The 25,904-nt window shown below is 60.9% G+C and carries 14 protein-coding genes; 5 read left to right on the forward strand and 9 right to left on the reverse strand.

The genetic code is table 11. The annotated features are described in order from the left end of the window. Positions 1-141 precede the first annotated feature (141 nt). Positions 142-1,002: a phosphatase PAP2 family protein gene (locus tag EHH60_RS06265; RefSeq protein ID WP_124158596.1), complete on the reverse strand. Its 861-nt coding sequence runs from the start codon at positions 1,000-1,002 to the stop codon at positions 142-144. A gap of 1,213 nt (positions 1,003-2,215) precedes the next feature. Between EHH60_RS06265 and EHH60_RS06275 the strand changes: the two genes are divergently transcribed. Then, entirely contained in the window at positions 2,216-5,059 is a 2,844-nt protein-coding gene (locus EHH60_RS06275) for an Ig-like domain-containing protein (RefSeq protein WP_124158597.1), read from the forward strand. Between the two features lie 457 nt (positions 5,060-5,516). Here the strand turns inward: EHH60_RS06275 and EHH60_RS06280 are convergent, their stop codons facing one another. Then, positions 5,517-5,753 carry a hypothetical protein gene (locus EHH60_RS06280; protein WP_124158598.1) on the reverse strand — a complete coding sequence of 79 codons (237 nt, stop codon included), beginning with the start codon at positions 5,751-5,753 and terminating at the stop codon, positions 5,517-5,519. Positions 5,754-5,921: 168 nt separating this feature from the next. Between EHH60_RS06280 and EHH60_RS06285 the strand changes: the two genes are divergently transcribed. Together EHH60_RS06285 and EHH60_RS06290 are read left to right on the forward strand one after the other, a co-directional pair. After that, entirely contained in the window at positions 5,922-7,856 is a 1,935-nt protein-coding gene (locus EHH60_RS06285) for a type I secretion system permease/ATPase (RefSeq protein ID WP_283811802.1), read from the forward strand. Then, entirely contained in the window at positions 7,853-9,166 is a 1,314-nt protein-coding gene (locus EHH60_RS06290; RefSeq protein ID WP_124158599.1) for an HlyD family type I secretion periplasmic adaptor subunit, read from the forward strand. Before EHH60_RS06285 ends, EHH60_RS06290 begins: the two co-directional genes overlap by 4 nt. A gap of 768 nt (positions 9,167-9,934) precedes the next feature. Here the strand turns inward: EHH60_RS06290 and EHH60_RS06295 are convergent. The 7 genes from EHH60_RS06295 to EHH60_RS06325 all read right to left on the reverse strand — a co-directional run bounded on the left by EHH60_RS06295 (position 9,935) and on the right by EHH60_RS06325 (position 23,873). Next, a complete protein-coding gene (locus tag EHH60_RS06295; RefSeq protein WP_124158600.1) occupies positions 9,935-10,168 on the reverse strand; it encodes a hypothetical protein in 234 nt (77 codons plus the stop codon). Between the two features lie 169 nt (positions 10,169-10,337). Then, a complete protein-coding gene (locus EHH60_RS06300) occupies positions 10,338-10,814 on the reverse strand; it encodes a hypothetical protein (protein ID WP_124158601.1) in 477 nt (158 codons plus the stop codon). Beyond that, entirely contained in the window at positions 10,792-11,361 is a 570-nt protein-coding gene (locus EHH60_RS06305) for a hypothetical protein (RefSeq protein ID WP_124158602.1), read from the reverse strand. Before EHH60_RS06305 ends, EHH60_RS06300 begins: the two co-directional genes overlap by 23 nt. A 580-nt stretch (positions 11,362-11,941) precedes the next feature. Next, positions 11,942-17,617 carry a LamG-like jellyroll fold domain-containing protein gene (locus EHH60_RS06310; RefSeq protein WP_124158603.1) on the reverse strand — a complete coding sequence of 1,892 codons (5,676 nt, stop codon included), beginning with the start codon at positions 17,615-17,617 and terminating at the stop codon, positions 11,942-11,944. 147 nt (positions 17,618-17,764) lie between these two features. Beyond that, complete coding sequence (locus EHH60_RS06315; protein WP_124158604.1) at positions 17,765-19,783, reverse strand: preprotein translocase subunit SecA; 2,019 nt, start codon at positions 19,781-19,783, stop codon at positions 17,765-17,767. A gap of 9 nt (positions 19,784-19,792) precedes the next feature. After that, complete coding sequence (locus EHH60_RS06320; protein ID WP_124158605.1) at positions 19,793-21,946, reverse strand: PqqD family peptide modification chaperone; 2,154 nt, start codon at positions 21,944-21,946, stop codon at positions 19,793-19,795. Positions 21,947-21,956: 10 nt separating this feature from the next. Further along, entirely contained in the window at positions 21,957-23,873 is a 1,917-nt protein-coding gene (locus EHH60_RS06325; protein WP_124158606.1) for a GAF domain-containing protein, read from the reverse strand. Between the two features lie 221 nt (positions 23,874-24,094). On the opposite strand from EHH60_RS06325, the gene EHH60_RS06330 reads away from it, so the two are divergent. Then, the gene (locus tag EHH60_RS06330; protein ID WP_158626718.1) at positions 24,095-24,982 is read left to right on the forward strand and encodes an efflux RND transporter periplasmic adaptor subunit; all 888 of its coding nucleotides are present in this window, start codon (positions 24,095-24,097) and stop codon (positions 24,980-24,982) included. A 159-nt stretch (positions 24,983-25,141) separates the two neighbouring features. Continuing rightward, positions 25,142-25,513 (forward strand): hypothetical protein, encoded by a 372-nt coding sequence (locus tag EHH60_RS06335; protein WP_124158608.1) that lies wholly within the window; start codon positions 25,142-25,144, stop codon positions 25,511-25,513. Positions 25,514-25,904 lie beyond the last annotated feature (391 nt).

The raw sequence follows: 25,904 nt of genomic DNA on the forward strand, positions 1-25,904 counted from the left end.
GAACGTCGGGCAAGATGTAGACGATGTTCAGAGGATCGATCCGTAGGCGAGATCATTTCTTTTGCGCAAAGCGCGCGATCGCATATCTTTTGATGACGGCAAGGCGTCAGTTGACGGGGGCGCGGCGCGCGCGCAGTGTGGCTAACCGAACAATCGCACAAGATCTTTTCCGAGTTTTTGTAGGCTGATGAACAACATGGACGCGTCACTCAAGAAAATGAATAGAAATGCATGGACAAGATACATGTGGTTCTGAAATCGGATCAACATCCGCTCACACAGCGCTTGCGGGTATGGAACTGCATTGAAGAGTAAGACGCATGCCGGCCCTAAGGCCAGGGAGCCGCCCAAATCGCTCGGATAGTGCCATCCAAAGATGACCCGCGGCACTGCTACAATGACGGCGACCCAGAGGAAGCAAAGTATTCCGACCAACCGATGCTCTATGAGGATCAGTGTGGCCAGTGCGAAGAATAGTGTCGAGGTGTCGCTGGGGAATGAGTCGCTGCGATCCCAACCCAAACTCCATCGTGGATCGGCTACATTCAAAGGAAGCGCGGGGTCGAGAAGCGGGCGCATATGAGAGGTGACATGAAATTGTATCCAGACGGAGATAACGGTCGCAAGGCAAACCGCAATTAGTCCTACGAGCATCCGGCTGCGCCGCTTTCGGTCATCGCCGGCGAACCACAATGCGAGCAGGGAGAAGAATATCGGAGATCCCCTGAACAGGGAATTGTTGTCGAGCTCCCAGATGTGCAGCGAGTCAGTTGCGGCCAGCGAGTTGAGCCTGAGAAGAAGGTCCCGATCCCAGATGCCGCTTGCGGTCTCGCTGAATCTTGCCGCGGAAAATTGCAATCCGAAGATTGCAGCGGCGAGCGCAATTATTAGCGCGGAGAATGTGCTTTTTGACAGTCCATCCCAGACGGCGCCCGTGCCCGCTGCAGGGATGACCGAAAGCAAAGATGACCTCGCATGGTTCTTTGCGAGATTCCGGTCCATGCGTGCAACTCCATTAATTTCTAGGCTACATTAATCCGTTCGGTAAATAAATTGCGAAATACTATACTTAAGATTAATTCGTTGCTCGACGCTGGCCGCGCGTCGCCCCAAGACAGGTCAGCTCTGGACTCAAGCGGCGGACGATCGGCCATGGGGCAAGGCCGGTTCGCCGGACCTCGTCCAACTATGACTCCTTCAACCAGCATTCTGTTTGTCCCGCGGGGAGCGTAGCTTGGTCGTGCCCCCAGTGCTGGCGGTGGTCGCCGATGATTCGTCGCCTGGCCGGAGTCGCCTGGCGAGCATGTGAACTGGGCTCGATGCCGACATGCGCAGCTTCTTCGACTCGGTCGATCACGAGTGGCTGTTGCGGATGGTGGCGCACAGGATCGCCGATCCGCGTATCCTGGGGCTCATCGGGCTGTGGCTACGAGCTGGCGTCATCGAGAGCGGCGAGAAGCAGGAGACGGACAAGGCACGCTGCAAGGAGCACAGGCATCAGCCCGCTCCTTGCCAACATCTTCCTGCATTGCATCCTCGATCTTTGGGTCCACCAATGGCGTTGTCGCCATGCACGCGGTCGCGTTGTGACCGTGCGCTGTACGCACGACCTCGTCATGGGCTTGGAGAGCGAGGCAGATGCGCAGGAAATGCTCTTGGCCCTCAACGCGCGGTTGGCCAGCCTCGGCCCGACGCTCCATGAGGACAAGACGCGGTTGATCGAGTTTGGTCGGTTCGCTGTCCTCTCGCATCAGCGGCGGGGCGAGCCACGCGCCACGTGATGAAGATTCAGATGGGCCTTGCCACAATATTTATCATGCCGCCGATTAAATTAAGGTGCCCAAATGAAAATATTAAATTGCGGATTCTGCGTAGTGCCGTAGGTGTCATGCGCCGCAGTGCGCAACAGCAACTATTCCAAAGAAAAACGAGCGCAGCCGGCGATAATACTCTTTGTTTTTGAATCGCAGGCGATTCACAATGCAGTCTTCCACAATTTGATTCGTATCCGAGTGAGTGTGGCAGGTGGGAGCCAAACATCACCCCGGCGTAGCCTAGTTGTGGTCCCAAAAAAGCCCGCGGTGCCCGGCCAATAGTCGGCTCGGCGATCATCACGTGGTGGTTTGTCCAATAATCAAAGTGAACGGCATGTTGCTCGGGGAAGGCCCTTCGGGGTCGAGCACATGCGGATGACATCAAATCAGGAGAACAGGTAATGGCAGTTAACGACGGTTCTGCGAACGCGCCAATTGGATCAGCGCAGCTTTCGAGCCTGCTGGATACGTATGGTGCGAACCGGCCGGCATGGAAAGTCGCAGGGGTGGACTATCACGTCGGCGTGCCCACGGGACTGGCGCTCAAGGATCCGGCAACGATCTCGATGGCAGGCGTGTCCGTTGACACGGCCCACAAGAGCATCACGGTGACGGGCAGCAACGTCACGCTCGACGGTTATGATTTTGGCGGCTGGGCTGTCGTCACCTCGGCAGCGAACACCACCCTGACCAACTCGAACTTCAATGGTCTCAATCCGTCCGGGCCGCAGGACGCCGTTATTACAGGGACGTCGTCGTCCTCCAATCTGCATATCTCCAACTGCACCATCGACGGTCTGAGCGGCGGCGGGCATGCCGAATTTCTCGTCGAAATGGAGGGGCCTGGCCTTACAATCGAATATTCGTGGCTGAAGAATTCCAACTCCGACTTGATCGGCCGCCATGGTCAAGACGGCGGCGACATCACGATCCAATATAACCTGCTGCAGCAGGCCGGCATGGGCGGCTCGGGCACCCACGGCGACTATCTCCAAGTCTATGGTCCGACCATTGATTCGACCCACATCCTTTACAACACGGCGGTTCAGGATGGCGGTACGACCCAGGGCTTCATTGCCGACAACACGAAGTCGGGCGAGTTCGCCGGCAACACGCTGATCGGCAGCGTCAGCTATTGGATGTCCGTCTCCGGTCCGGGGACCGATGCCGCCAATCTCAGCGGAGCATTTTCGACGCACGACAACTACTTCGATGTGACCAAAGCCTTCGGCTTTAACTATCCGGCCGCCGGGCCGGACGACTCCTATTCCCAGACCTCCTTCGTGCACAATGTGAACATGGTGACCGGCGAGGTCGAGCAGGATGCCAATGCGCCTGCTTACACCGGGCCCACCTACACGGAGCCGACTTCGCCTGCTCCGAGCGTCCCGGCACCGCCGAGCGCCCCGACGATCGCCTCCCTCTCGGGCGACAGCGGCGTTGCCGGCGACGGTATCACGAATGACAATACCATCGAACTCAAAGGCGCCGCTGCGGCCAACAGCACGGTCAAGATCTACGACGGCTCGACGCAAATCGGCACGACCACTGCGAGCTCGACCGGCAGCTGGGACTACATCACCAAGGTCCTGACCGACGCCAAGCATACGCTCACCGCGACTGCGACCGACTCGTCGGGCCAGACCAGCGTGGCATCGGCTGCGAAGGTCGTCACCATCGACACCGAGGCCCCGGCTGCTCCGACGATCGCGAGCGACACCGTGAACTCTGCCAATCAGGTGGTGGTGACGGGGACTGCCGAAGCGAACAGCGCGATCAAGGTGTATGACGGAACGACGCAGGTCGGGACGGCGACAACCAACTCGAGCGGTGCGTGGAGTGTCACGACGTCTGCGCTGTCGTCCGGTTCGCACCTGCTGACGGCCAAGGCGACGGACGTTGCCGGCAACGTCAGCGCTGCGTCGACGGCTGTGGATCCGGTCATTGGTTCCGGAACGACGGGCTCCACCGGCTCGGGCACCTCCGGTTCGGGTACCTCGGGTACAGGTACTTCCGGCTCGGGCACGTCTGGCTCAGGTACCTCGGGTACAGGCACCTCCGGCTCGGGTACTTCCGGATCGGGTACCTCTGGCACCGGCACATCGGGCACGGGCACCTCTGCACCGGCCGCACCGAAGATCGCCACTTTTTCGAAAGACACCGGTGTCGCCGGTGATCACATCACGAGCGACAACACGCTGACCCTGACGGGGACCGCGGCAGCCAACAGCACGGTCAAGGTGTTCGACGGCAAGACCCAGCTCGGCACGGTCACGGCGGATGCGAAGGGAGCGTGGCACTACTCGACTGCAGCGCTGCCCGACGGCAAGCACAGCTTCATCGCGACCGACACGGTTTCCGGCGTCACCAGCAAGGCATCGACTGCGCTGGATGTCACGGTGGATACCGCTGCCCCCGATGCTCCGGTTCTGTTGAGCGATTCGACCACGCACAACCGGGCAACGGTATCCGGCACCGCGGAAGCGGGAAGCTTGATCAAGCTCTATGAGGGCACGAACCTGCTCGGTACCGCGACCGTTGCAAGTGACGGCGGCTGGAGCGTGACGACCCCGAATCTCAAGCAGGGGTCCCACACCTTCACCGCGACGGCCACCGACGCTGCCGACAACACCAGCGCCTTGTCGCAGCCGATTGATCCGCCGATTGGCCCGCACAGCGGCGGCGGCACCTCAACCGTGGAAGTCACCAATGTGCAGCACCATTGGGGTCACACGGCAACGATCAAGGGCACGGCCGATCCCAACAGCGCCATCAAGCTGTTTGACGGCACGACCTCGGTTGGTTCGGTCACCACGGGAGCCGACGGCATGTGGAGCTTCAAGACCTCGGACCTGTCGGGCAAGAGCCACGCCTTTTCCGCAAAGCAGGTCGACACCACAGGCCACGTGGTCGGGACCAACTCGGGCGAGGCGATCGTCGGTTCGGGCCGCAGCGACACGCTGACTGGTACCAAGGGCAACGACATCATGGTTGGCAAATGGGGTGCGGATACGTTCCAGTTCGCGTCGAACTTCGGCCATGACGTTATCAAGGACTTCGCTGCCCGCGGGCCGGCTCACGACACGATCGAGTTCAGCAAGAGCGTGTTCGACAGTTTTGCGAGCGTTCTCTCCCATGCGGCCCAGTCAGGCCACGACGTCGTGATCGCGACGGGGAGCGACACCCTCACGCTGAAGAACACGCAGCTCGACAAGCTGAACAGCCACGACTTCCATTTCGCGTAGTCGCGAGTTCGGCGACAGGGAGTAGCCACCCATCTGCGGTGCAGATCATGGAAGGCGGGGGATGGTCCCCGCCTTCTTCTATTCCGGCTGCCTCTCTTGCTCCACGCATGAGCAGCTTCGCCGTGTTGGCGGGATACAAGGCGCGGACAGGATCGCTATGCGCAACCTTGGCCGGCCGGCGCTTTGGCGACGGTCATTCTCGGACCGCCAGCAACCAAGCGCGCGCCGCTACACTTTGTCGCTCCGATTTGACGGTCTTGTCCGGCTCTCATCGCGTCAGGGCTATTGCGGGTACGTGGGAATAAATAGAATTAAATGCAGTGCCGGTCACGTGCCCCGCACGGTCTCGTCGGGGCGTTGAAGCAAACGATTTCTGTGGGCTAAGGCCATGCCGCAACGGAAAGCGTGTTGAGTCTGGCTGTCCGGCGTGAGATCAGGGATATGCGCGACGATTTAATCAGGGAAAATGCGCGATTATTTCGGCGCCGCGAGTTGGCGTGATGGTTAAAAAAAACCTCGGCCCGGCCCCCATCTGGTCCCAAAAAAGCCCATGGCGACCGGCACGTGAGGCCAGGCTGATTAACCATGAGGTGGTGATGCGGATCGCCACGATACGCGCTCTGCGAACGGCTTGGTCGTGGAGTACGGATCGAAGAAACTGGGAGCGCAGATCAAATGGCAGGATGGCCATCATCTCACGGTAGCGCCGGCGGGCAACACGCTCAGGTTGACAAGGCTCGGTGCGCAGATTGGCCTGACTTCTACTTCGCGTAACTAGCTCGACGACAGGGACATCAAACTCAAATCTGCCTTCGGGACTTCTTGGGGATCTCACATAAGGCACGGTTCAAGGGTGGGAGCCATGACAAACTTTGAGCGGTGGGGGGTGATCCCCCTGCCAGCAAGCTTTTTTCGGATCCAACTTTCGCATCTGGCGAGATTTGGGGCTGTCGTACGACAGTGGGTGGAAGACGCCGAACTGCGGACGCGAGGTCCGATCGGCTCGGCAAAGCACCTCGTCGAAGTCCTGCGGCAACGACTGTTCTCCGGTCATCCGCGGCCGGCTAACGACTATGATGAGTCGCGGTCGGAGTTGTCGGGCTTCCTGCGGTCTTGCCGCCGGATATTCTGGGCACTTGCGGCCTTCAGCGGGATGAGCAATCTCCTTATGCTCACCGGCTCGTTCTTCATGCTGCAAGTCTACGATCGGGTGCTGCCCGGGCGCAGCATACCGACGCTGATCGCCTTAATGGTTCTGGCCACGGTGCTTTACCTGTTTCAGGGCGGGCTCGACCTCGTCAGGAGCAGGATCAGCGCCCGGGTCGGCCGGTATTTCGATGAAAGGCTCGGCGTTCGCATATTCGACGCGCTCGTTCGCCTGCCCCTGAAGACCAGAGCCGATGGCGACGGCTTGCAGCCGGTGCGCGACCTTGATCAGGTCCGCAGCTTCCTGTCGAGCGGAGGGCCGACGGCGCTGTTCGATCTGCCCTGGATGCCGATCTATCTTGGCGTCTGCTTCCTCTTTCACTTCTGGATTGGCGTCACTGCGCTGGCCGGCGCGCTGGTGCTGGTCGGCATTACGGTGCTCACGGAGACGCGGACACGAGGGCCGGCAAAGGCGTCCTCGCGTCTTGCGGTCTCGCGAACGGCATTGGCGCTCGAGGGGCGGCGAAATGCCGAGGTTCTGCAGGCCATGGGCATGCGGCAGCAGGCGGCGTTGCGCTGGCAGGAAGTCAACGCGAAGTACCTCGCGGCCCATGAACGGGCCAGCGACGTCGCAAACGGGCTCGGGGGGGCCTCCAAGATCTTTCGAGCGATCCTGCAATCGCTGGTTCTTGCCGTCGGCGCGGTCCTCGTCATCAACCAGGAATCGACGGCCGGCATCATCATTGCCGGATCGATCCTCACCGCGCGGGCACTGGCGCCCGTCGAAATGGCTATTGCGAACTGGAAAGGATTCGTCGCCGCGCGGCAGTCGGGACAACGGCTCGATCATCTGCTGAAGCTGCTGCCTCACGAGGAGGAGCGGCTGGCATTGCCTCCCCCTGCCGAAACGCTTACGGTCGAGCATCTCTATATCGGCGCACCAAACTCGGAGAAGCCCACGCTCGGCGAAGTGTCGTTCCAACTGCGGAGCGGGCAGGCCGTCGGAATCATCGGGCCGAGCGGATCCGGCAAATCCACGCTGGCGCGAGCGCTGGTGGGGGTATGGCCGTGCATTCGCGGCCGGATACGGCTGGACAATGCCGCACTCGATCACTGGTCTTCGGATGCCCTCGGCAAGCACATCGGCTATCTGCCCCAGGACGTCGAATTGTTCGACGGTAGCATTGCCATGAACATCGCACGGTTCGATCCGCAAGCGACGGCTGCCGCTGTTCTGGAGGCCGCACATGCCGCCGGTGCGCACGATCTCGTCCTTTCGCTTCCGGACGGCTACGGCACGAAGATCGGCGAGGGAGGACTGGCGCTGTCCGCCGGGCAGCGGCAGCGCATCGGTCTCGCGCGTGCCTTCTACGGTAAACCCTTCCTGGTCGTGCTCGATGAGCCCTCCTCCAATCTCGATGCAGAGGGCGAGGAGGCGCTGACCGAGGCGATCCTGAACGTGCGCCGCCGCGGTGGGATTGTCGCCGTCGTCGCGCATCGTCCCAAGGCGCTTGAAGGCGTAGACCATGTCCTGTGCCTTGGCGAAGGCAGGGTTCAGTCCTTCGGCAAGCGAGAGGAGGTTCTCAAGAAAGTGTTGCGGAATCCGGTGCCGCTCAAGGTCGTCGCTGAAGCTCACGGAGGAGGGCGATGAACGCTCAGGTAGCGCCGGCGCTGCAATCCATCCAGCGTTACATGATCGTCGGATTGATCATGCTCGCTCTGGTGACCTTTGGGGTCGGCGGCTGGGCGACGACGACCCAATTGTCGGGCGCGGTGATCGCCCAGGGCGTGGTCGTGGTGGATTCGAGCGTCAAGAAGGTTCAGCACGCCACCGGCGGGATCGTGGGAGAGTTGCGCGTGCGGCAGGGCGACCGGGTCAAGGCGGGCGACATTCTGATACGCCTCGACGAGACTCAGACGCTCGCGAATGCGACAATCGTCACCAACAGCATCGATGAGCTGCTCGCGCGGCAGGCGCGTCTCGAGGCCGAGCGCGATGGTTCCGAGCGGGTGACGTTTCCCAAAGTGCTGCTCGACCGAGCCAAGGAGAACAACTCGGAAGCGAGCCGTGCGATCGCCGCGGAGCGGAAGCTGTTTGACCTGCGTCGCCAGGCGAGGAGCGGCCAGAAGGCGCAGCTGCAGGAGAAAAGCACGCAGCTGGAGAACGAGATCAAGGGCTATGTGGGACAGACCGAGGCCAAGCAGAAGGAAGTCGAATTCATCCGTCAGGAGCTGGAGGGCGTGCGCAGCCTCTGGCAGAAGAATCTGGTGCCGATCACGCGGCTCAATTCCCTCGAGCGCGACTCGGCCCGCATCGAAGGCGAGCGCAGCCAGCTCGCAGGAATGATTGCTCAGTCGAAGGGCAAGATCTCCGAAATCGGCCTCCAGATCATTCAGGTCGACCAGGACCTTCGGACGGAGGTCGGTAAGGACCTGATCGAGACGCGCTCGAAACTCTCCGAACTGAGCGAGCGCAGAACTGCGGCGGTCGATCAATTGAATCGGGTCGACATCAGGGCACCGCAATCCGGCCGCGTCCACGAACTCAGCGTCCACACGGTCGGAGGTGTAATCGCACCCGGCGAGCAAATCATGCTGATCGTGCCTGACGCGGATTCGCTCGCCGTCGAGGTCAAGATCGCACCGAAGGACATCGACCAGGTCTATGTGGGGCAGACCGCGACAATGCGCTTCGCGGCCTTCAACCAGAAGACCACGCCCGAAATCGACGGCGAGGTCAGCATGGTCTCGGCGGACAGTACGCAGGATCAGCGGGCCGGCACGAGCTACTATACCGGGCGCGTCCTGCTGAAGCCCGAAGAGCTGGCGAAACTCGGGTCGGCCAAGCTGCTGCCCGGCATGCCGGTGGAGGTCTTCATCAAGACGGCAGGTCGGACCGCGCTGTCCTACCTGCTCAAGCCGCTGCACGATCAGGCCGAGCGTGCGTTCAAGGAGCGCTGATTCCTCGGGGAAGCTAGCGGCGCTCGACTTCAGGGCGATCGGGCCAACGCCTATACGTGGGCGTCGGCGTTGGGGCAGCCTCTGAAAGCACGGCGTCAGCACCGGGCGTACCCGACCGACGAAAGAGCGTCACGAGCCGAGACAGAATCTGCAGCCTGGCTTGAAGACCCAACCGCGCCGTTATGGTGATGTCAGCTCGCCGCAAGAGGTCTGGCGGGGCGAACATGGTGAGGTTGCCCCACCTCCCGATCAACCGCAGTAGAGCACGCGGCTTTCGACGGATCGAGCGTGGCGGATGCCTGTTGCTCCTGGGTGGAACTACCGATCGCTCGAGCGACCGTCCGCTCAGCACGTCCATTCGCTTGGCGTACAGGGTCATCACCGCCACACAGGCAAGTATTATAGTTTCGGCCCCCAGAACGACGAGCAGCTCACCTGGCATTTTAAATCTGTCCTCCCCGAGGAAGGCCCGTTTGAAGATCTTGTCTCGGTGAACAGCTGGTTCAATCGACGATTGGCTGGATAGTCTCGACAGCCGTCACAACACGACAGCGCGCCGGCATGAGTCGTAACTGGGGCCGCGTCGCGCCGAACCGGCATTCGTCCGCTTACGCAACTGTGGCCTGCCGGTCGAGACGGCGGTGGGACCCGGCTTGCAAACAGCGAGGGGGGCATGAAGCTAGCCGCCGTTCCCTCCCTGCTCGCACGCCATACGCCCCGAGCAGGATTGTTCGACTTCGCGCGGTACAGAGCTCGATCAAGTCGCGCCTAGTCCGGTTTGCGTTGACGGCGCCTGATTATCCAATAGGCCGCATAGGCAACCCCGGCGAAGGATAGCCCCGCGCCCGCGACCGGTCCAGGCGCGCCCTGTGCTGTTCCCTGGCCGACGTAGGTGTAGCTTTGGTCAGGAGGAAAGAACAGGGTAGCCGTGAAATAGACGCCGGCCGGCACCGCTGCGGCCATCGTGAGGAAAATTGCGAGGACCCACCCGGGCAACGTCATGGCCTTTTCTCCTGCAGTTTATAAAATAAATGTTTACGATATTATAATCATCAAAAATTAAATCGATGTCAATATAAATCTCGGATAGAGCTTAATGGAGAATACGCGCGCGACGATTTGGCGCCAGGACATCAAGACCCGATGGTCGCACGAGAAGGTCGAAACTGAATCACGCGGTGCGATCCTGAATCGTAGCCCATGGGAGCCGTTCCGCATTGCAGCCCAAGCTCTCCGCCACGTCGATGACCGGGGTGATGTGTCGAACGAATCCAAGTTCGCGAAGAAATCTCGACCACAGATAATGAAGCACCGTCCAGGCTATCGGCTGTTGCGCGTACACTTCGCCCCGAAACACGACGAACGAGCGATCGGTTCCTGGTGCCAGATGTCGAACGAGATTTCTGTTGGAGCCGTCGGGAGTAAGCCTTGCGACCTGCAATCGACATGACGCTCTGGTGGCGCGGATGATCAGAGTGCCGGTCGTAACTTCATTGGTCGCTACGACGCTGAAGTGATTTTGTTCGAGAAATCTAACAAGATCCTCTCTTAGCTGGCCTGGATTTTCGAATGGTATCGCAATCTTCCATGCAGTGGCTAGCAACAGCACGGCGGCGATAACCCAGTTAAAGCGGACGGAGCAGCTCACGCCTCACCCCCAGCACGCAGAAGCCGACCGTCAGGCCCAAAATGGCTGTGTTCGCGACCGCGCTTCCCCACCAACTATGAAACATGGCGTAGTGCCATTGGCTCAAGCCCATGAAGCTTATACGAGTGACATTCACAGCTACGACCGAGAAGCAAGCCATCAGACACCAGAATAGATCGTAAGCAGATCGCTTGTGGCCGGCTAACTGGCTCACAGTCACCCAGCAGAGAAATGCAAGCGACACGTTCGCGAGCGAGGAACAGCCCGGCAGAATGACGAGAACCCCGGAAGCGTCGGCAAATTCGACGACGTCCCCGGTTCGGGGGACGCGCAATATCCAACCGACGAGTGCGGCGTCGATCCGCAAAATCAGCTCAGCAAAGAAATGAAATAACAACCGGCTCCAAAGCATGGGCACAGTAACGGCAAGAAGAATAAGAGTGCCACGCCGCGTCGAAGAGGCATCCGACGTGCTGATGACATAGAGACTGAGCGCGGTTACCGCCAGCCAGCTGGCGGGACCTACCGGTAGAATAGCGAGCAGCACAAAGGCCGCTCCCAAGACGAGTTCTGAAGAACGAATCCCAACCGTTCGGTCTTGAAGAACGAGGGAAACTCCGGCGACACACGATATCCAAACGATTATACTGATCTCAAAGGTGTCGAGAAACGCGTCTAGCCATCCACGTCCGTGGACCGATTGAATGACACGGGATGCAAGGCCACTGGCACACCCCAGAGCAAATAATCCTCCGAAGTATCCGCCACGAGTTAGATCCTTCACCAGGGGCGATGCGTAACTTCCGACAATCGGTTCATCCGAAGCAGTCATAATGTAAGTGCCTCGTGCCACTTCAACCTAGCCGTGAGAGGCCCAGGCGACAACTGGAGCGCCATTTCGAACTCTCCGAGGTCTCTCCGTCCCTGGAGCCCCCGCGGCGGTCGGGTACATGCAAGGGCTCCTTGCAAGCGGTCGTCCTGCTCGGTCCGAGACCTCGGTGCGTCAGTTCGACCGACCAGCCGCCAAACGGCTGGGATCGCGTGGGTAAGTTGGCCGTTCAGGGCATTGCTACACACGAGGTGGCGCACGACGGCATCGCATGAGTCTCGGGATCCCGGCATGCGGACTAACCCACTGCCTTGAAGGTCGCGACTTGCATCACCCATGCCGCGGAACCTTGGAGAAGCGCGGTCGCATTGTAGGTACCCGTGGCGGTTACGAAACGGTCCTGAGCAATATCAAGGTCGGGTCTCGTAATGAGACGCGTGGTAAAACCACTGCCTGCCTCCGTAAACCCACCGACGGTCGTTCCGGCACCAAAAATGAGTTCGTGCGCGGTGGAGGTCGTAACGACTCCACTGTTTGCCGAACTGGTGGTGCCTGACGCCGAGGTGCCTACGTCAAACGGATTGAGGGGAGCGAGACCACTGTACTCCAGGGCGCGAATGTCCACGTATTGAGTCGCAGTGTTGAAGGTCACCGTCACAGTGTTCGCGCTGGCGGCGGCTTGCTTGATATTCGGGGCGTAGTAGATGGCCTGGCTGATACCGCTGCCTCGAGCCGTCGGGACGGCGAGCTGATAGACGTTGCCGGCCGAGTCCGTGACCGACGTGATGTTCGATGTCGTATTGTTCCATCCGACTACGAGGATGTTCGTATTCCCTGTCGTCTGGGCATTCGTGTAGGCGACCGATACCTGAGTCTGGTTGGTTTGCGGGGTGGCGTAGTTGCCTTGGACGAATGCTAACGGTGCCGGCGTCGTGACGGCATCATAAGTCGCAGTATAGGTCGCACCGCCGACGGGGACCGTGATGATGTGATCTTGAGCGCCGCTATCCGACCACGAGACGAAGTTATAGGTCGTGCTTCCGACGGTCGCGTTGCGCGCTTCGATCTCATGATTGAAGCCGATCAAGGTGTCGTAGGTGAACGGTGTGGTGCGTGCGATGCCATCCAGATACAGCGTTAATCCGGCAGGCGCCGTGTTGAAATTGAGATTGACCTTATCGGGGAAGATCGTGACGGATTGGCTCGATTGCAGCCCACTGGAATCGGTTACGGTCAGCATTATTCGGTACCGCGTGAACCCGCTGAAGTCGTGCCCGGAGGTCGGGATCGTGAGCGTGCCGCTGGTCACGCCGGTGATGGGAGTCCCGGGATGAATATGGCCTTCGTGGAGGAAGTCGATATTCCAGGTATATGCACTTGCGGGGAGTGTACCATCTTCGGCATCGGTCGCGGTGCCGCTGAATGTGATCACGTCGCCCGCCCTGAAGGTCGCGCCATCGGTTGGCGCAAGGAGACTGACAACGGGACTATTGCCGACGCTGATCGCGATCGGGGTCGATAGCGTGGAATTGACTCCGTCGGAGACCGTCAGCCGGGCCTGATACGGACCGGAGATCGTATATGTGTGCGATGGATTGGCCGCGGTCGAAGTCGCGCCGTCACCGAAGTTCCACGAATAGGTGAGAGGCTTTCCTTCCGGATCAGATGAACCGTTGCTGGAGAAGTCGACGGTGAGCGGGCTGGGTCCTGTCGTCGGTGATGCCGAAGCCGTCGCGACCGGAGGCAGATCCGATTGAATGAATTCGATGCGGCGGATCTTGCTTACGCCGAATGTACCGCTGATATCGGAATAGCCGAGGTCGACATAGTAAAGCGCGCCATCGGGGCCTTCGGTCAAGTAGACAATGTCCCCGTAAGGGCCATCCACCGAGCCGTCGGCTGGCTCGAAGTTGAAGACGCCGGTGACGTTTCCGTTGGCGTCGAACGTCATGCGCTTGATCCAGTTCTGAGTGTAGTCCGCGAAGAAGAAGCTGCCCTGATAGCTGCTTGGGAATTGCGTGCCGTGATAGACAAACCCGGCGACGACTGCGGCGTCGCGTCCATTGTGTGGGTAGTAATAGGCCGGTGCGGTGTAAGCGGGATTCCCGTTCGGAGTTTCTACGTTCGGCCAGCCGTAATTGGCACCCTTCGCTCCGATGTCGATTTCTTCGATTGCAGTCGAGTAGACGTTCCCACCAACATCGCCAATGATCAGCCGCCCTGTGGGCGCGTCGTAGTAGGCGCGGAAGGGATTCCGCAGACCAAGTGCCCATACCGCATCGTAGTTCGGTCCGTTGCTGTCATAGAACGGATTGTCGGTGGGAACGGTACCGTCCATGTTGTATCGCAGGATCTTGCCGCGCGGCTTCGTGAGATCCTGAGCTTCGCCGGCCTGAAAATGCTCCCCGGTCGTGAGAAGGATCTTGCCGTCGTTGCTGAAGTTGATTGCTCCGCCGTGGTGCTCGGCATTGGCAATTTCCGTGTCCTGATAAATGACGAACTCGCTGCCGGGAACGGTGCCCGTCAGCGTTGAGTTCGCCGTGAAGCGCGAGAAGCGATCTACGTTCGGCGTACCCAGCGTATAGAAGATGTAGTAGTAGTGATTGGTGCTGAAGTTGGGATCGAGCGCTATGTCATAGATGCCTTGTTGCACGCCCGCCGAGCCGATGTTGGTGAGTTGCAGGAAGGGCGTGGGATCTGGCGTGGTATAGGGCGGCGGCATCGTCTTGATCGTGCCGGCGAGCTCCACCACCAGCATGCGGCCGTCGGGCAGGAACTTGATCGCGGTCGGCAGATTGAAGCCCGTCGCCAGGATCTCGTTCTGGAAGAAGCTGCTATTCGCGACGTTGACGGTTATCGGCGCTGATAGTGTCGCGTGGCCGTCGATGTCAGTCGCCTTCGCGGTGATAGTGTGCGCGCCGTTGCTTGCCGTACGTGTGTCCCACGCAAGCGCGTAAGGATCGGTCGTATCGGGGGAGCCGGTTGCCACGTTGTCGATATAGAACTGCACGTTGGCGATGCCGGTATCGTCGGTTGCATCTGCGGTCACATTGACGATGCCGCTAACCTGCACCCCGTTGATTGGGGAATCGATCAAGACCTGCGGTGATTCGGCGGTCGAGTTGCCGACGGGCGTCGTCATGTCCGATTGTACTTGCGCAGAGGTCAGTACGCGGTTGTAGATGCGCAGATCGTCGAGCGCTCCCTTGTAGAATTGAGCGGTCGACGCATCCGCGCCGATGCGCATGGGGTTGCCGCGCGCGGTGATCGTTGCCGACAGCGCTTGCGTGTTGACGAGGGTTCCGTTGACATAGGTCATGACTTGCGCGCCATCGAAGGTGATGGCGAGGTGAGACCACTGGTTGAACGGCAAAGTGGTTCCTCCGGAGGCGACTCGCGCGCCACTGGATGTCCCAATATAGAAATCGGTCTGATTGCCGCCGCGAAGTTCGAGCCCATACTGGTAGTAGGGCGACGACATTGTCGTATTCCAGAACTTACCAATGACGACAGAATCGCCACTCGCGAGCGACTGGGGATTGATCCACATCGACAGTGTGAGGGCATTACCGGAAATGTTGGTCGAGGCAGAGTCTGGAATGGAAACGAAGTCGTTGACTCCGTCAAAGCTCGCGGCGCGGCCATTCTTGCCGGCTACCCAGGCAACGCCGTTGTTGAGTGTCGCCAGGTTCGACTGCCCTGAGGAGTCGCCCGCAGTCGTTCCTGATCCTTCATCGAAGGAATAGGCAGCGACCAGGCCCGGTGTTTGAGTGTTTGACACAGTGATGCTGACGGGCAGCGAATCGCCGGTGTTTCCGGAGGTGTCCCGTGCGCGCGCCGTGATCGTGTGGACGCCATTCGCGACCGTCGTCGTGTCCCAGCTGACGCTGTAGGGTGATGTCAGGTCTTCGCCCCCGCCGACTGCGATGTTGTCCACCAGGAAGGTCACGCCCGCCACCCCGGCATTGTCGGATGCATTGGCACTGATCGTGATCGTACCTGAAACGGTCGCCGATCCCATCGGCACTGTGATCGTGGCCGTAGGCAGTGTCGTGTCGGGCGTCAGCGTGGTGGCACTGGCCGGTGTGGACTGTCCGGAGAGGTTCGACGCCGCGTCCCTCGCCCGCACGGTATAAGTGTAGGATGTGCCTGGCGATAGGCCGGTATCGCTGAACGTGGTCGTCGTCGGGGTGCCTACCTGCGCACCATTGCGGAAGACCTGATAGCCGGTGACCGCAACGTTGTCGGTCGAGGCGTTCCACGACAGATTGATCTGCGTTGTCGAAGCCGCGGTCGCCACCAGGCCTGTAGGAGTCGATGGTGGCGTGGTGTCCTGGGTGGCGGTCGTCGTGAATGTGGCGTTTGAGCCGATCCTTTCGTTCCCGGCAGCGTCGATCGAACGAACGCGGTAGTTGTAAGTAGTGCTGGGAGCAAGGCCGGTTAGCGCAACGCTGTGTGCCGTCACCAAGGTCGCATCAAGTATCGTCGAGGACCCGTAACTGGTCGTCAGCCCATACTCGACCCGCGAGGTCGCGGCTTCATTGGTCGTCCACGTGACTTGTGCGGTGCTGCCGGTAATGCTCGTTGTTGTCTCCCCGGAAATCATCGGTGCGGTCGTGTCGAGCACGATGGTATCAGTCACCGCCGCAGACCAGTTGCCTGCGGCGTCCATGAACTGGACATAGACCGTCTTGGTTCCCGTTGCACTCGACAACGTCCAGGACTTGGTCGGGGCGAAGGCTTCCGCCGTCGAATACGAACTCCCGCTGTTGGAGAAGCGCATCTGCGTGACGGACGTCACCGCATCGGTCGCTGTGAGCGTCAGCGTGACCGATGGGCTGTTAGTCGCCGCTGCGCCGCCATTGATCGTCACCGTACCAGTCGGCGCTTGATTGTCGACGGTGATGTTGACCGGCGTCGAAGTGGTTATGTTATTGGCAGCATCTCGTGCCTGCGCGGTCAGCGCATGCGAGCCGTTCGATGCCGTGCTCGTGGTCCATGAGACACCGTACGGCGAAGTGGTATCCTCGGTGCCGATCAGAGTGTTGCCGTCCAGCAGGAACTTGACGCCGGCAACGCCGATGTTGTCCGAAGCGCTCGCTGCAAGATTCACGGTGCCGGACACGATCGCGCCCGGAGGCGTGAGAGACACGGTTGGGGCAATGGTGTCTGCCGTTCCGGCAAGAGGGGTTGCCATATCGGTCTGGATCTGATCGGGCGTGAGCGCATGATCGGCGATGCGCACGTCATCGATAAGACCAGGAAACGCGAAGCCCGTACGGCCCGGTCGATTACCGATATTCACGTTGGCCGTTGAATTCTGCTGCGAACTCGTGACTGTGCCGGTCAACTGTCCGTTGTCGAGGACACCATTGAGGTAGACGTTCAAGGCCTGGCTCGCAGCGTCATAGACACCGGCGACGTGATACCAGGTGTCGGACTGCAGCGCTGTCGCGCCGTAGCGGAACATCTGTCCGCCCGAACTGTTGGTGAGCTTGAATCCGATGGTGCGGGGTCCGGTATCCGCAGTGATGTCAAGCTGGTATCCAGATTCACCCCAGTTGCGCTTGGACACAACGGGCGCATCGTCGGCGGGGAAGGAACGGACGTAAACCCATGCACTGAGAGTCATGCTGCCAGTCAATTGCAGCGCACTCGGATTCCCGAGATCGACGTAGTCGTTCACGCCGTCGAGCGCCACCGCATTACCGTATCTTCCGGCTGTGAAGGTCGGACCGTTCGTGAGCGTGCCGATGATGCCGTGACCTGACGCATCTGCCGTCGTGGTGCCCGAGACCTCGTTGAAGGCGTAGCCTGCGGTGATGCCGAGGGGATCCGCAGCGAGCAGCATGCGTGGCTCGAGTACCTCGAGGATCAGCGGCGAATGGCTGGCATCGCGCTTGCGATCGTTCCTCGCGCTGCCGTGAAGGATCCGTCGCGACAGATGGCTGAACAGGCCTCTGGAACGTGACATCTTGTCTCCAAATGCCAGAAGCGAAATCGCTACTGCATAATAATATATTTAATTGTCGTTTTATTAATATCACAATATATGGCAATCGCCACTGGTTTATAATATTTTGAGGGAGAATATAATCATCGAGTTCCGCGAAGCGAGCCGTCATTCAGTCCCGGCGAAACTGAGAATTCTGTTGAAGCGAAGATCTTCGCTGAGGGCAGCCCGTCTGGCGCGCGCGTGCAAACGCTCCGCCGCGTGTTGGCCATAACTGCGGAGTGCGCGTCCTGTTGGTCCTGAAATCGGCTGCGCCCGTTTCGATCGCTTGCCTAGCAACCGAAGAAGCTTCGGGTTCATGAAGCGTTTGAAGAGCTCATCATCGAGCGCGACGATCGTTTCGTAGCTACCGGGATCACCCTGGCGGCCGGCGCGCCCGAAGAGTTGGCGGTCGATGCGGCGAGACTCGTGATATTCGGTTAGGATGACATGCAGGCCGCCTCGGCTCCGGACCGCAGGATGCAGCTGTATGTCGGTGCCGCGGCCGGCCATGTTGGTGGCGACGGTAATTCGGCCCGGTTGACCCGCGCCCGCAATGATCTCGGCCTCTGCCTGGTCCTGTCGCGCGTTAAGAACCTCAGATTCGAGTCCGGATTTGCTAAGCAGCCGCGCAATTTGCTCAGAGGCTTCAACCGAGCGGGTCCCGACGAGCACGGCGCGACCTTCGCGAACGATGTCGTGAACAGAATCGACCACGGCGTCCCATTTGAGGTTGGCCGTCGGAAACAGGCGTGTGCCGGCATTCGTTCGTCGCAATGGTCGGTTCGTCGGGATACGCGCAACTCGGAGGCCATAGATGCCGTACAGTTCCCCCGTCGGCTCGATCGCCGTGCCGGACATGCCGCAAAGATGCATGTAGCGCCGAAAGAATCGCTGATATGTAATTTGCGCAAGGGTCGTGCGTCGCTCCGTGATGGTGCAATGTTCCTTGGCTTCGATGAGCTGGTGAATGCCGCCTTCCCACGAACGGTCCGGCATGACGCGCCCGGTATATTCGTCGACGATCTGCACCTTGCCATCAGCGACGATATACTGAACGTCGCGTCGGTAGAGATGAAGGGCTGCAAGCGCGTGTTGAGCGAGTTCTTCACGTGCGCGCCGGATCGCCCATAGGCCCGGTTGTCCTGCAGCGAACTGAGCGATCTGGCTCTCGCCGCGGGTTGTTAGCCGCACCGACTTCTCGTTTGCACGCACATGAAAGTCGTCGCCGGCCACCAGGCGTCGAGCGAGATCCAGTGCGGTCTCGTAGAGGCCGTCGGTGTTCTCGGGCCCTTCTTGCGTTCCGGAGAGGATCAGTGGCACACGGGCCTCATCGATCAGGACGCTGTCAGCCTCATCCACGATCGCAAAATGCAGCCCGCGCAGAAGCAGGGATTGATGGTGACCGGCAGGTCGGCCGTTGAATATCGCGTCGAGAGAAAGTCGGGAACGGGCGCGGCGGGGGCCGAGCGCGAGCCGATCGCGGAGATAGTCGAACACAAGCTCCTTGTTGGTGCAATACGTGACGTCGCTTGCGTAGGCTCTTTGCCGCTCCTGCGGCGACTGCCCAGGCTCGACGAGCCCGACGGTGAGATCAAGCGCGTTGTAGATAGGTGCGAGCTGTTCGGCGTCGCGGCGCGCGAGATAGTCGTTGACCGTGATGATATGAACCGGACGTCCCATGAGTGCGGCGGTGATCGCCGGCAGCAACGCCGTCAAGGTCTTGCCTTCACCGGTTTCCATTTCGGCGACCGCGCCTCCCATCATGGCGGTGCCGCCGAGCAATTGCACCGGGAAGAGACGCTTCCCGACGTGACGTCGCGCCGCCTCGCGCGTAAGCGCAAACGAGCGCGCCATCTGGTGCGAGTAGAGGGGGGCTGACAGCAATGATGCGCGCAGCTCCTCCGCGGTTTCACGCAAACGCCGGTTCGTCAGGACAGCGAACTCCGGTTCCAGATCACCGACAAGCCGGACAAAGCGGCCGAGGCGGTCACGCGCGAGGGCCGGCTGCAGGAAGGGCAACACCCGGCCCCAAGCGTCGAGCAGGGCGGCGTCAAGTGCAATGTCTCGGCGAGCGGCCTGCTCCGCGTAGGGTGCGTCCACCGCCACCGGGGCCGAACCGACAAGGTGGCGTTTGCGCTTGAGCATACCGAGCCCTTAGACCTGCAGCTGGGACAGCAGCAATTGTCGGAGACGGCGCCAGATCTGCTGGCCCGGCGGCTCCCAACTGAAGTTGAAGCGGACGTAGGCGCGACCGCCGAACGCGGTGGCTGCCGGTGCATTCTCGGGCAGTACGAGATCAATTTGAAAGACGCGCTGCAGCGTCTTTAGCCCTTCGGGATCGCTGGGGTCGACAGTGAAGGCGCCGCCGCCGGAGCCCCCCAGAGCCCTGCTGGGGAGAACATCACGGCCTGACGGTATTTCGCGAATGGATTCTATTGGCAGCGTCTCATCTGGGCGCTCTGCGAGTTTGACTTCGGCGCTCTGCAGCCGATGGCGAACGAGGTCGATGTCGTCCTGACGGATTGTTGCGCGCACGACTCGTGAACCGGGAGTAAGTACGTAGCCGATCTGTTGCCCTTCGCGCAGGAAGCGTCCTGGCAGATCTTGTGGTTTCATAACCGAAAAGGTGCCCTCGCTGCGGCTCTGCACGATGAGGCGTGCGTCGCGATCGGTTGCGGTCGTGAGCTCGGCGCGTGCTTGTCCCAATTCCGTCGTGGTGATCTTTGCGCTCGCCCGGTCGGTAAAGCGCTCGATGGCAAGCCTCGTCTCGAGCTCGGCGACCCGTGCGCCGAGAATTGCGAGCTGGGCCTTGAGTGTCGATTCTTCGCTTTCGACGAGCGCTTCCCCGGCTGTGACGTGCGCGCCCGGACGGACCAGAAGCGCGCGTGCGAAGCCATCGGTTCTCGCGCGCACGATTGCGTTCTCCGGCAACCAAACGACGCCTTCGGTCGTGCTGTAAGAAGGGGCCGGAACCAGGAAAGTCATCAGCCCGGCGGCCAGGATCATGCCGAAGGTCGCTGTTACGGCGCGGGCGCGATTGCGATGAAGCCTCGGGCTTGCGAGCACGAACCACAGTGCCTTGCCGATCGGCAGCACAACACCTGTCAGCAGACTCCAGACCGCGATCGAGACGCCGAGGGCGAGATACTGCGAGGCGACGAACACGGCGATCGCGAGCATCACGACCTGTCGGTAGACGAAAGCAGCCGGTGCGTAGAGAAGGAGCCAGGTTCGTTCGCCGGTCGTGGCCACGAAATCCCCCGGTTCATCGGCGCCAAACGCGTAACGATTGACCAGGGAGGCCGAATACCGGGTAGCACGCTGCGCCAGGTTCGGGATTTCGAGCAGGTCCGCGAGAATGTAGTAGCCATCATAACGCAGGAGTGGATTACCATTGTAGACCAGTGTCGAGACGCCGGCAACGGCCAGTGCGTCGAATGCGAGCGCGCGGACAAGTCCAGCCTCCACTGCGAGCCATACGTAGAGCGCGAGCGCAGCGAAGAACACTTCGACGATCATTCCGGCCGCGCCGACAAGAGCGCGCCTCCACTTGCTGCGGAATGCCGATGCCGCAGAGGCGTCAACATAGGGCAGCGGGGCGAACACCAGGATCATTACTCCGAATTCTGGGACTGTTCCCCCGAACGCCGTGACCGCAAATCCGTGCCCAAATTCATGCAGGGTCTTGAGCAGGAGATACACCAGCGCGAGCCACAGAAGGTTATCGGTGGCCAGGATTCGGTCGGACGCGTCGGATGTGAGTTCCTGCCAGTGTTGGGCCGCAAATAGAGGGGCCGGCAACACCACCAGCAGCCACAGCACGGCACCCGGCAAGCCGAACAGCCATTCTGCAAGTGGCCGGGTACGCTCGAAAAACCTGACCGGATGCCAGAGCGGAATCCGTAGGGCCAGCGGGTAGAGCACGTTGCCGAGCCACCTGGACCGTTTGGCTTTCGAAGCACGCGCGACCAGCGCGCTTGCATCCGGAGTCACTTCGGTTTGTAACAGGTCGTAAGCGCTGAGTTCGGCCAACAACTGGATGACGTCGCTCTGGCTCGGCGTCTCCTCCGCGAGAGTGGATCCGACCTCGTGCCAGATCTGGTCAACCGTTCGCGCGCCGTCCATCGCGGCCACGATCATGTAGCCGGCGGGCGACAAGCGGTGCATGCGGCCAGTCGCGTGATCCTGCACGACATACCAGGTGCAGCCCCGATACCGATGTCGGTAGACCGAGGTATGATCGCGAAGCCTCGGCCTGCGTTGCGCGACGCGATACCAGGATGAGCTTAGAAACGGGGCTGCGGTCATGTTGCCCCTCTCACGGCAGGTACTTCCACGCGGCAAGGCGCAGCCAATCGATGACAGGATGCATCCAGATCCACGCAATCGAGCGTCGTCCGGAATTGATCTTTGCAACGCCTTCCATTCCGGGGCGCAATGCAAGGCCCGGCTCCGAGAGGCGGGCCTCTATTCGAAAAGCATTGCGTCCTTCCTCGGCGAGCGTAACCGGCGTGATCTTGCTAAGGGTCATCGGCACCGGTTCGCCGGGCCTGCCTGCGAGCGCGACGGTTCCGCTTTGTCCGACCGCCACGAAGCGAACATCACGTTCGTCGACTTGAACGATCAGGCGATAGGAATTGAGTGGCGCCACCTCGAACAGCGTCTTTCCCTTCTCGACGGGAGAGCCGAGCATCTGGCTCAGGTCGCCGGAGACGACGACACCGTCGAACGGAGCGAGCATCCGGGTGCGCGCGAGCTTGTCTTCCGCAAGAGCCAACTGGGCCTCCGCCTGCCGGATCTGCGGTTCCAGTACCGCGAGGCCGTTGCGATCGTGCTTGGCGAGCGCCTCGCGATCGCGCTGAAGTAGCTTGTCGAGTTCGGCTCGCCACTTCAGCCGATCGAGAACAAGATCCCGGTCGTCGAGCAGGGCGAGAAGATCGCCCTGCCGCACCGTGTCGCCAGCCCGAGCCGGGGCCGCTCGAACAAATCCGTCGAACGGAGCCACAGCTGCGCGCTGCACTTCGGCCTCAAGCACCGATTTCGCGGTGACTCGGTGCTCGCCTTTCGCAAAGACCAAGGTCAGCGCAAGCACCATGACACTGCCGATGCAGAGCTTGAGGGTCGGCCGCCGTGGGCCGAACAGTGCCGCACATCCGTCGCCGATACCGTCAACCGCCCGCCCGCCCAGGAGCCGGTTCGCCCGCAGCTGCAATCCGATCTGAGGTCCCAGCAGCGCCGCGATCCCCTCTATCAGCTTCAGCGCGTCGTCCGTAAAGGGATCGGCGCGGTGACGTTCCAAGGTGAGAGCGCCGATCGGTTCTCCATCGGGGCCGACCAGTATAGCTGACATCGCCGACGAGCCCGGCGCCTTTGCTTCCGCCGCCAGCGCCCGATGGGCGATGGCCACGACGCGCCCCATCCTCGGCAATGGTGGATAAGCGACGCATGCACGCTGCTCGATCGCTTCTTCCATTGCGCTCTCGATCGCATTGACGAGGCGGCTCTCGCGTTTGAAGCTGGCGGAGAACGAAACTGCGCGCAGGCTGATTGTGCCGTTTCGGCCGACGATACCCAGCGACGCACGCTCGCACTGGAGGCGGGTTGCCAGCTCATTGACGACCGCGATTGCCATGCCGCTCAGCCGCGGCTGCGCGTTCACCGTCGCGAGGAGGTCGAGGCACGATGCGGCTCGCGATACGTCAGACGAGAGATCCTTGGTGCGCCTGGCCCAGGGCAATGACTCGAGCCAGCCCGCGCCCCAGCGCAATTGCTCGGCGACGATGGCCGGGGTGACCAGCGGCCTGGCGGCCGTCGTTGTCAATGCGATGGCCACAGCCGCAATCGGCTCGCTCGTAGTGCCCAGCGGCAGAGCAACTATTAGGACCACAGGTTGCGCGGGCCGTGAATCAGGACCGACGCGACCGGGAGCAACGACCAGGCGGCGCTCCGCGTAGGCGGTCTCGGCCAGGCGCATGAGATCGCTGGCGTCGACATCCCGAGGCGGCCACGTTACCGATAGTAACGGCGCAGCTGAATCAACCCGGCGCATGAACAACAGGCCCGCTGACACGCCGGCAATACGGCTGCATTGCAGCGCCAGCCAGGCCGCAACAAATGCCGCTTCGTTCTCCGCATTCAGCAATCCTTGCCAGTGCGGCGACGACGTCCTATCTGCGGGCACCCTCCGCAATTGTGGGGCGGGACCCCCGCTTGCCGTCAAGTCGGGTTCAGACATGTACTGTCCAGGACAAGGGCCGAGCAATGGCTCGATGGCGCCCGTCGAAGGGCGGCCGCCATTTTAAACCAAATCCCTTTATCATATTATGTTCGTGTTGCGCGATTTTAATTTTATTTAATGTGCATTAATATTATGTACAATGAGCCTGGGAGCCGAAGCGGAATTGGGGAACTCGCATGGTGGGTTCGATTGAGAGAGTTGTCCGCAGAGCTCGGTACATGAGCTACATCGTGTTGTGCTTGCACCTGCCGGCAGGGAGCTTGCTTGCCGGATCCGGTGCAGGGGCAGAGACCACGGAAATCTCGGCGGGGGAGCGGGAATTCAATTGCGTGATCGAGCCGCAACAAACCGTCAAGCTGGCAAGCTCGGCGGTTGGTACCATCGCGCGCCTTGATGTTGATCGCGGCGATATCGTTCGGCAGGGCCAGATTATTGGCAAGATCGAAGATGGAGTCGAGGCCGCAACGCTAGCGCTCGCGCGGGCGCGTGCAACCAATGATGCCCCCGTGAAATCGGCCGACGCCCGCGTGCTGTTCCAGCGTCAGAAGCATGAGCGTCTGAAAGAGCTTTATGCGAGGTCCGTCAGTCCTCTCGCCTCACTCCAGGAAGCCGAAGCGGAGGTCCAGGTTGCCGAGCAGCAGCTCAAGGAGGCGCGGCTTAACCAGGAACTCGCTCGTTTGGAGGTCGCGCACGCCGAAGAGGTTTTGAATCAACGCGAGCTGCGTAGCCCGGTCGACGGCGTGGTGGTCGAGCGGCTTCTCGTTCCGGGTGAATATCGAAATGACCAGAGCCCGGTCCTCACCCTCGCACAGATTGATCCGTTAAGGGTCGAAGTGTTCGTGCCCACCGCATATTTTGGTCAGATCCGTACCGGCAGCAGAGCCGAGGTGCGACCGGAGCTGCCCATCGGAGGCGTCTATATCGCCTCTGTCGCCGTTGTCGACCGTGTACTCGACGCTGCCAGCGGAACGTTCGGGGTGCGTCTTGCCTTGCCGAACCCGCGTTTGGCGCTGCCGGGGGGAATTCGCTGCAAAGTCGCCTTCGTGTTGGACGGTGACAATCCGGCTCTGCTGGCCGGTGACGCGACGTCATCCCGCCAAAAATAGAGTGCGTGATCATTGCGAGAACCTGAGGCGGAGTCGATTTTGACGACCCCGAAGTGCGGTTCGCAGAATCTCCGAAATTGAGTTGCGCTTGTATTTTATTTAACCGTGGTATTTAATAGTGCGAATTGATGGTGTGAAATTATCTGATTGGAATTTAACATGACGCTGAATTCTGTCAGAGACATCGAGTTCGTCGGCGAAATCGAATGGGATGGCAAGGCGATCGTGGTCGGGGCAGCGACCCCGTTTGGGCACGTGTCCTGCAGAATCCCTCGCGAGACGATCCACGCGCTCCCGGTCTATTCGGACGCCCTCGAACGCGAGATCCGTTTGGAGCGGCACCTGATTTTGGAGCGGCTCGCCCCGGCGCTACGGACAAAGATCTCCACTTCGGGAGCAGGCGAGCCGGTGGATTTGTGGCCGTGGGAGATCCGCCGCGCATGCCCTGCGGCCGTCGCGAGCGCATCACCCACCGATCAAGAGGCCCCCGGTAACATGCCGGAGGCGATGGAAAAGCCGCAGCCGTCCTGATGGCTCAGCCGGAATCGATGGCCGAGTTCGATCGGCGGCCTCAACGCGACCGAGCCGCGGCACAATAGCCCTGAATGTCCAATCCGAGCGTTCGGATTGAATCCCGCTCGTAGGCTCCATCGCAGGCGTCGGTCAGGCGTTTGCCCTGCGCACAGAATTGGGCGAATGACCGCGGACCAGTGCGGCGATCCCCTGTGCAGGAGATGCGTCCACTCGGTGCATCCATTCGCCTGGCGTGCAACGTCACCGTTACGATTGTGGGCTGGACCGTGGGACGAAGTCGGAGCCCGGCCGATCGCAGCGCGATGCTCGCGACACGAACGCTCCTGCCGACGACGGAGGCCAGGGCCGCGCGAGAGTGGCAGCGCTCCCGGAATGAGGCAGCCGCCGT

Source organism: Bradyrhizobium sp. RP6 (genome assembly GCF_003837805.1).
In the GTDB taxonomy this organism is placed as follows: Bacteria; Pseudomonadota; Alphaproteobacteria; order Rhizobiales; family Xanthobacteraceae; genus Bradyrhizobium.

Bases quoted from the DNA above. Each gene is read 5' to 3' on its own strand.
- EHH60_RS06285 (WP_283811802.1), top strand. From the start codon at position 5,922: ATGACAAACTTTGAGCGGTGGGGGGTGATCCCCCTGCCAGCAAGCTTT.
- EHH60_RS06290 (WP_124158599.1), top strand. From the start codon at position 7,853: ATGAACGCTCAGGTAGCGCCGGCGCTGCAATCCATCCAGCGTTACATG.
- EHH60_RS06295 (WP_124158600.1), bottom strand. From the start codon at position 10,168: ATGACGTTGCCCGGGTGGGTCCTCGCAATTTTCCTCACGATGGCCGCA.
- EHH60_RS06265 (WP_124158596.1), bottom strand. From the start codon at position 1,002: ATGGACCGGAATCTCGCAAAGAACCATGCGAGGTCATCTTTGCTTTCG.
- EHH60_RS06325 (WP_124158606.1), bottom strand. From the start codon at position 23,873: ATGTCTGAACCCGACTTGACGGCAAGCGGGGGTCCCGCCCCACAATTG.
- EHH60_RS06320 (WP_124158605.1), bottom strand. From the start codon at position 21,946: ATGACCGCAGCCCCGTTTCTAAGCTCATCCTGGTATCGCGTCGCGCAA.
- EHH60_RS06335 (WP_124158608.1), top strand. From the start codon at position 25,142: ATGACGCTGAATTCTGTCAGAGACATCGAGTTCGTCGGCGAAATCGAA.
- EHH60_RS06310 (WP_124158603.1), bottom strand. From the start codon at position 17,617: ATGTCACGTTCCAGAGGCCTGTTCAGCCATCTGTCGCGACGGATCCTT.
- EHH60_RS06330 (WP_158626718.1), top strand. From the start codon at position 24,095: ATGAGCTACATCGTGTTGTGCTTGCACCTGCCGGCAGGGAGCTTGCTT.
- EHH60_RS06315 (WP_124158604.1), bottom strand. From the start codon at position 19,783: ATGCTCAAGCGCAAACGCCACCTTGTCGGTTCGGCCCCGGTGGCGGTG.
- EHH60_RS06275 (WP_124158597.1), top strand. From the start codon at position 2,216: ATGGCAGTTAACGACGGTTCTGCGAACGCGCCAATTGGATCAGCGCAG.
- EHH60_RS06280 (WP_124158598.1), bottom strand. From the start codon at position 5,753: ATGATGGCCATCCTGCCATTTGATCTGCGCTCCCAGTTTCTTCGATCC.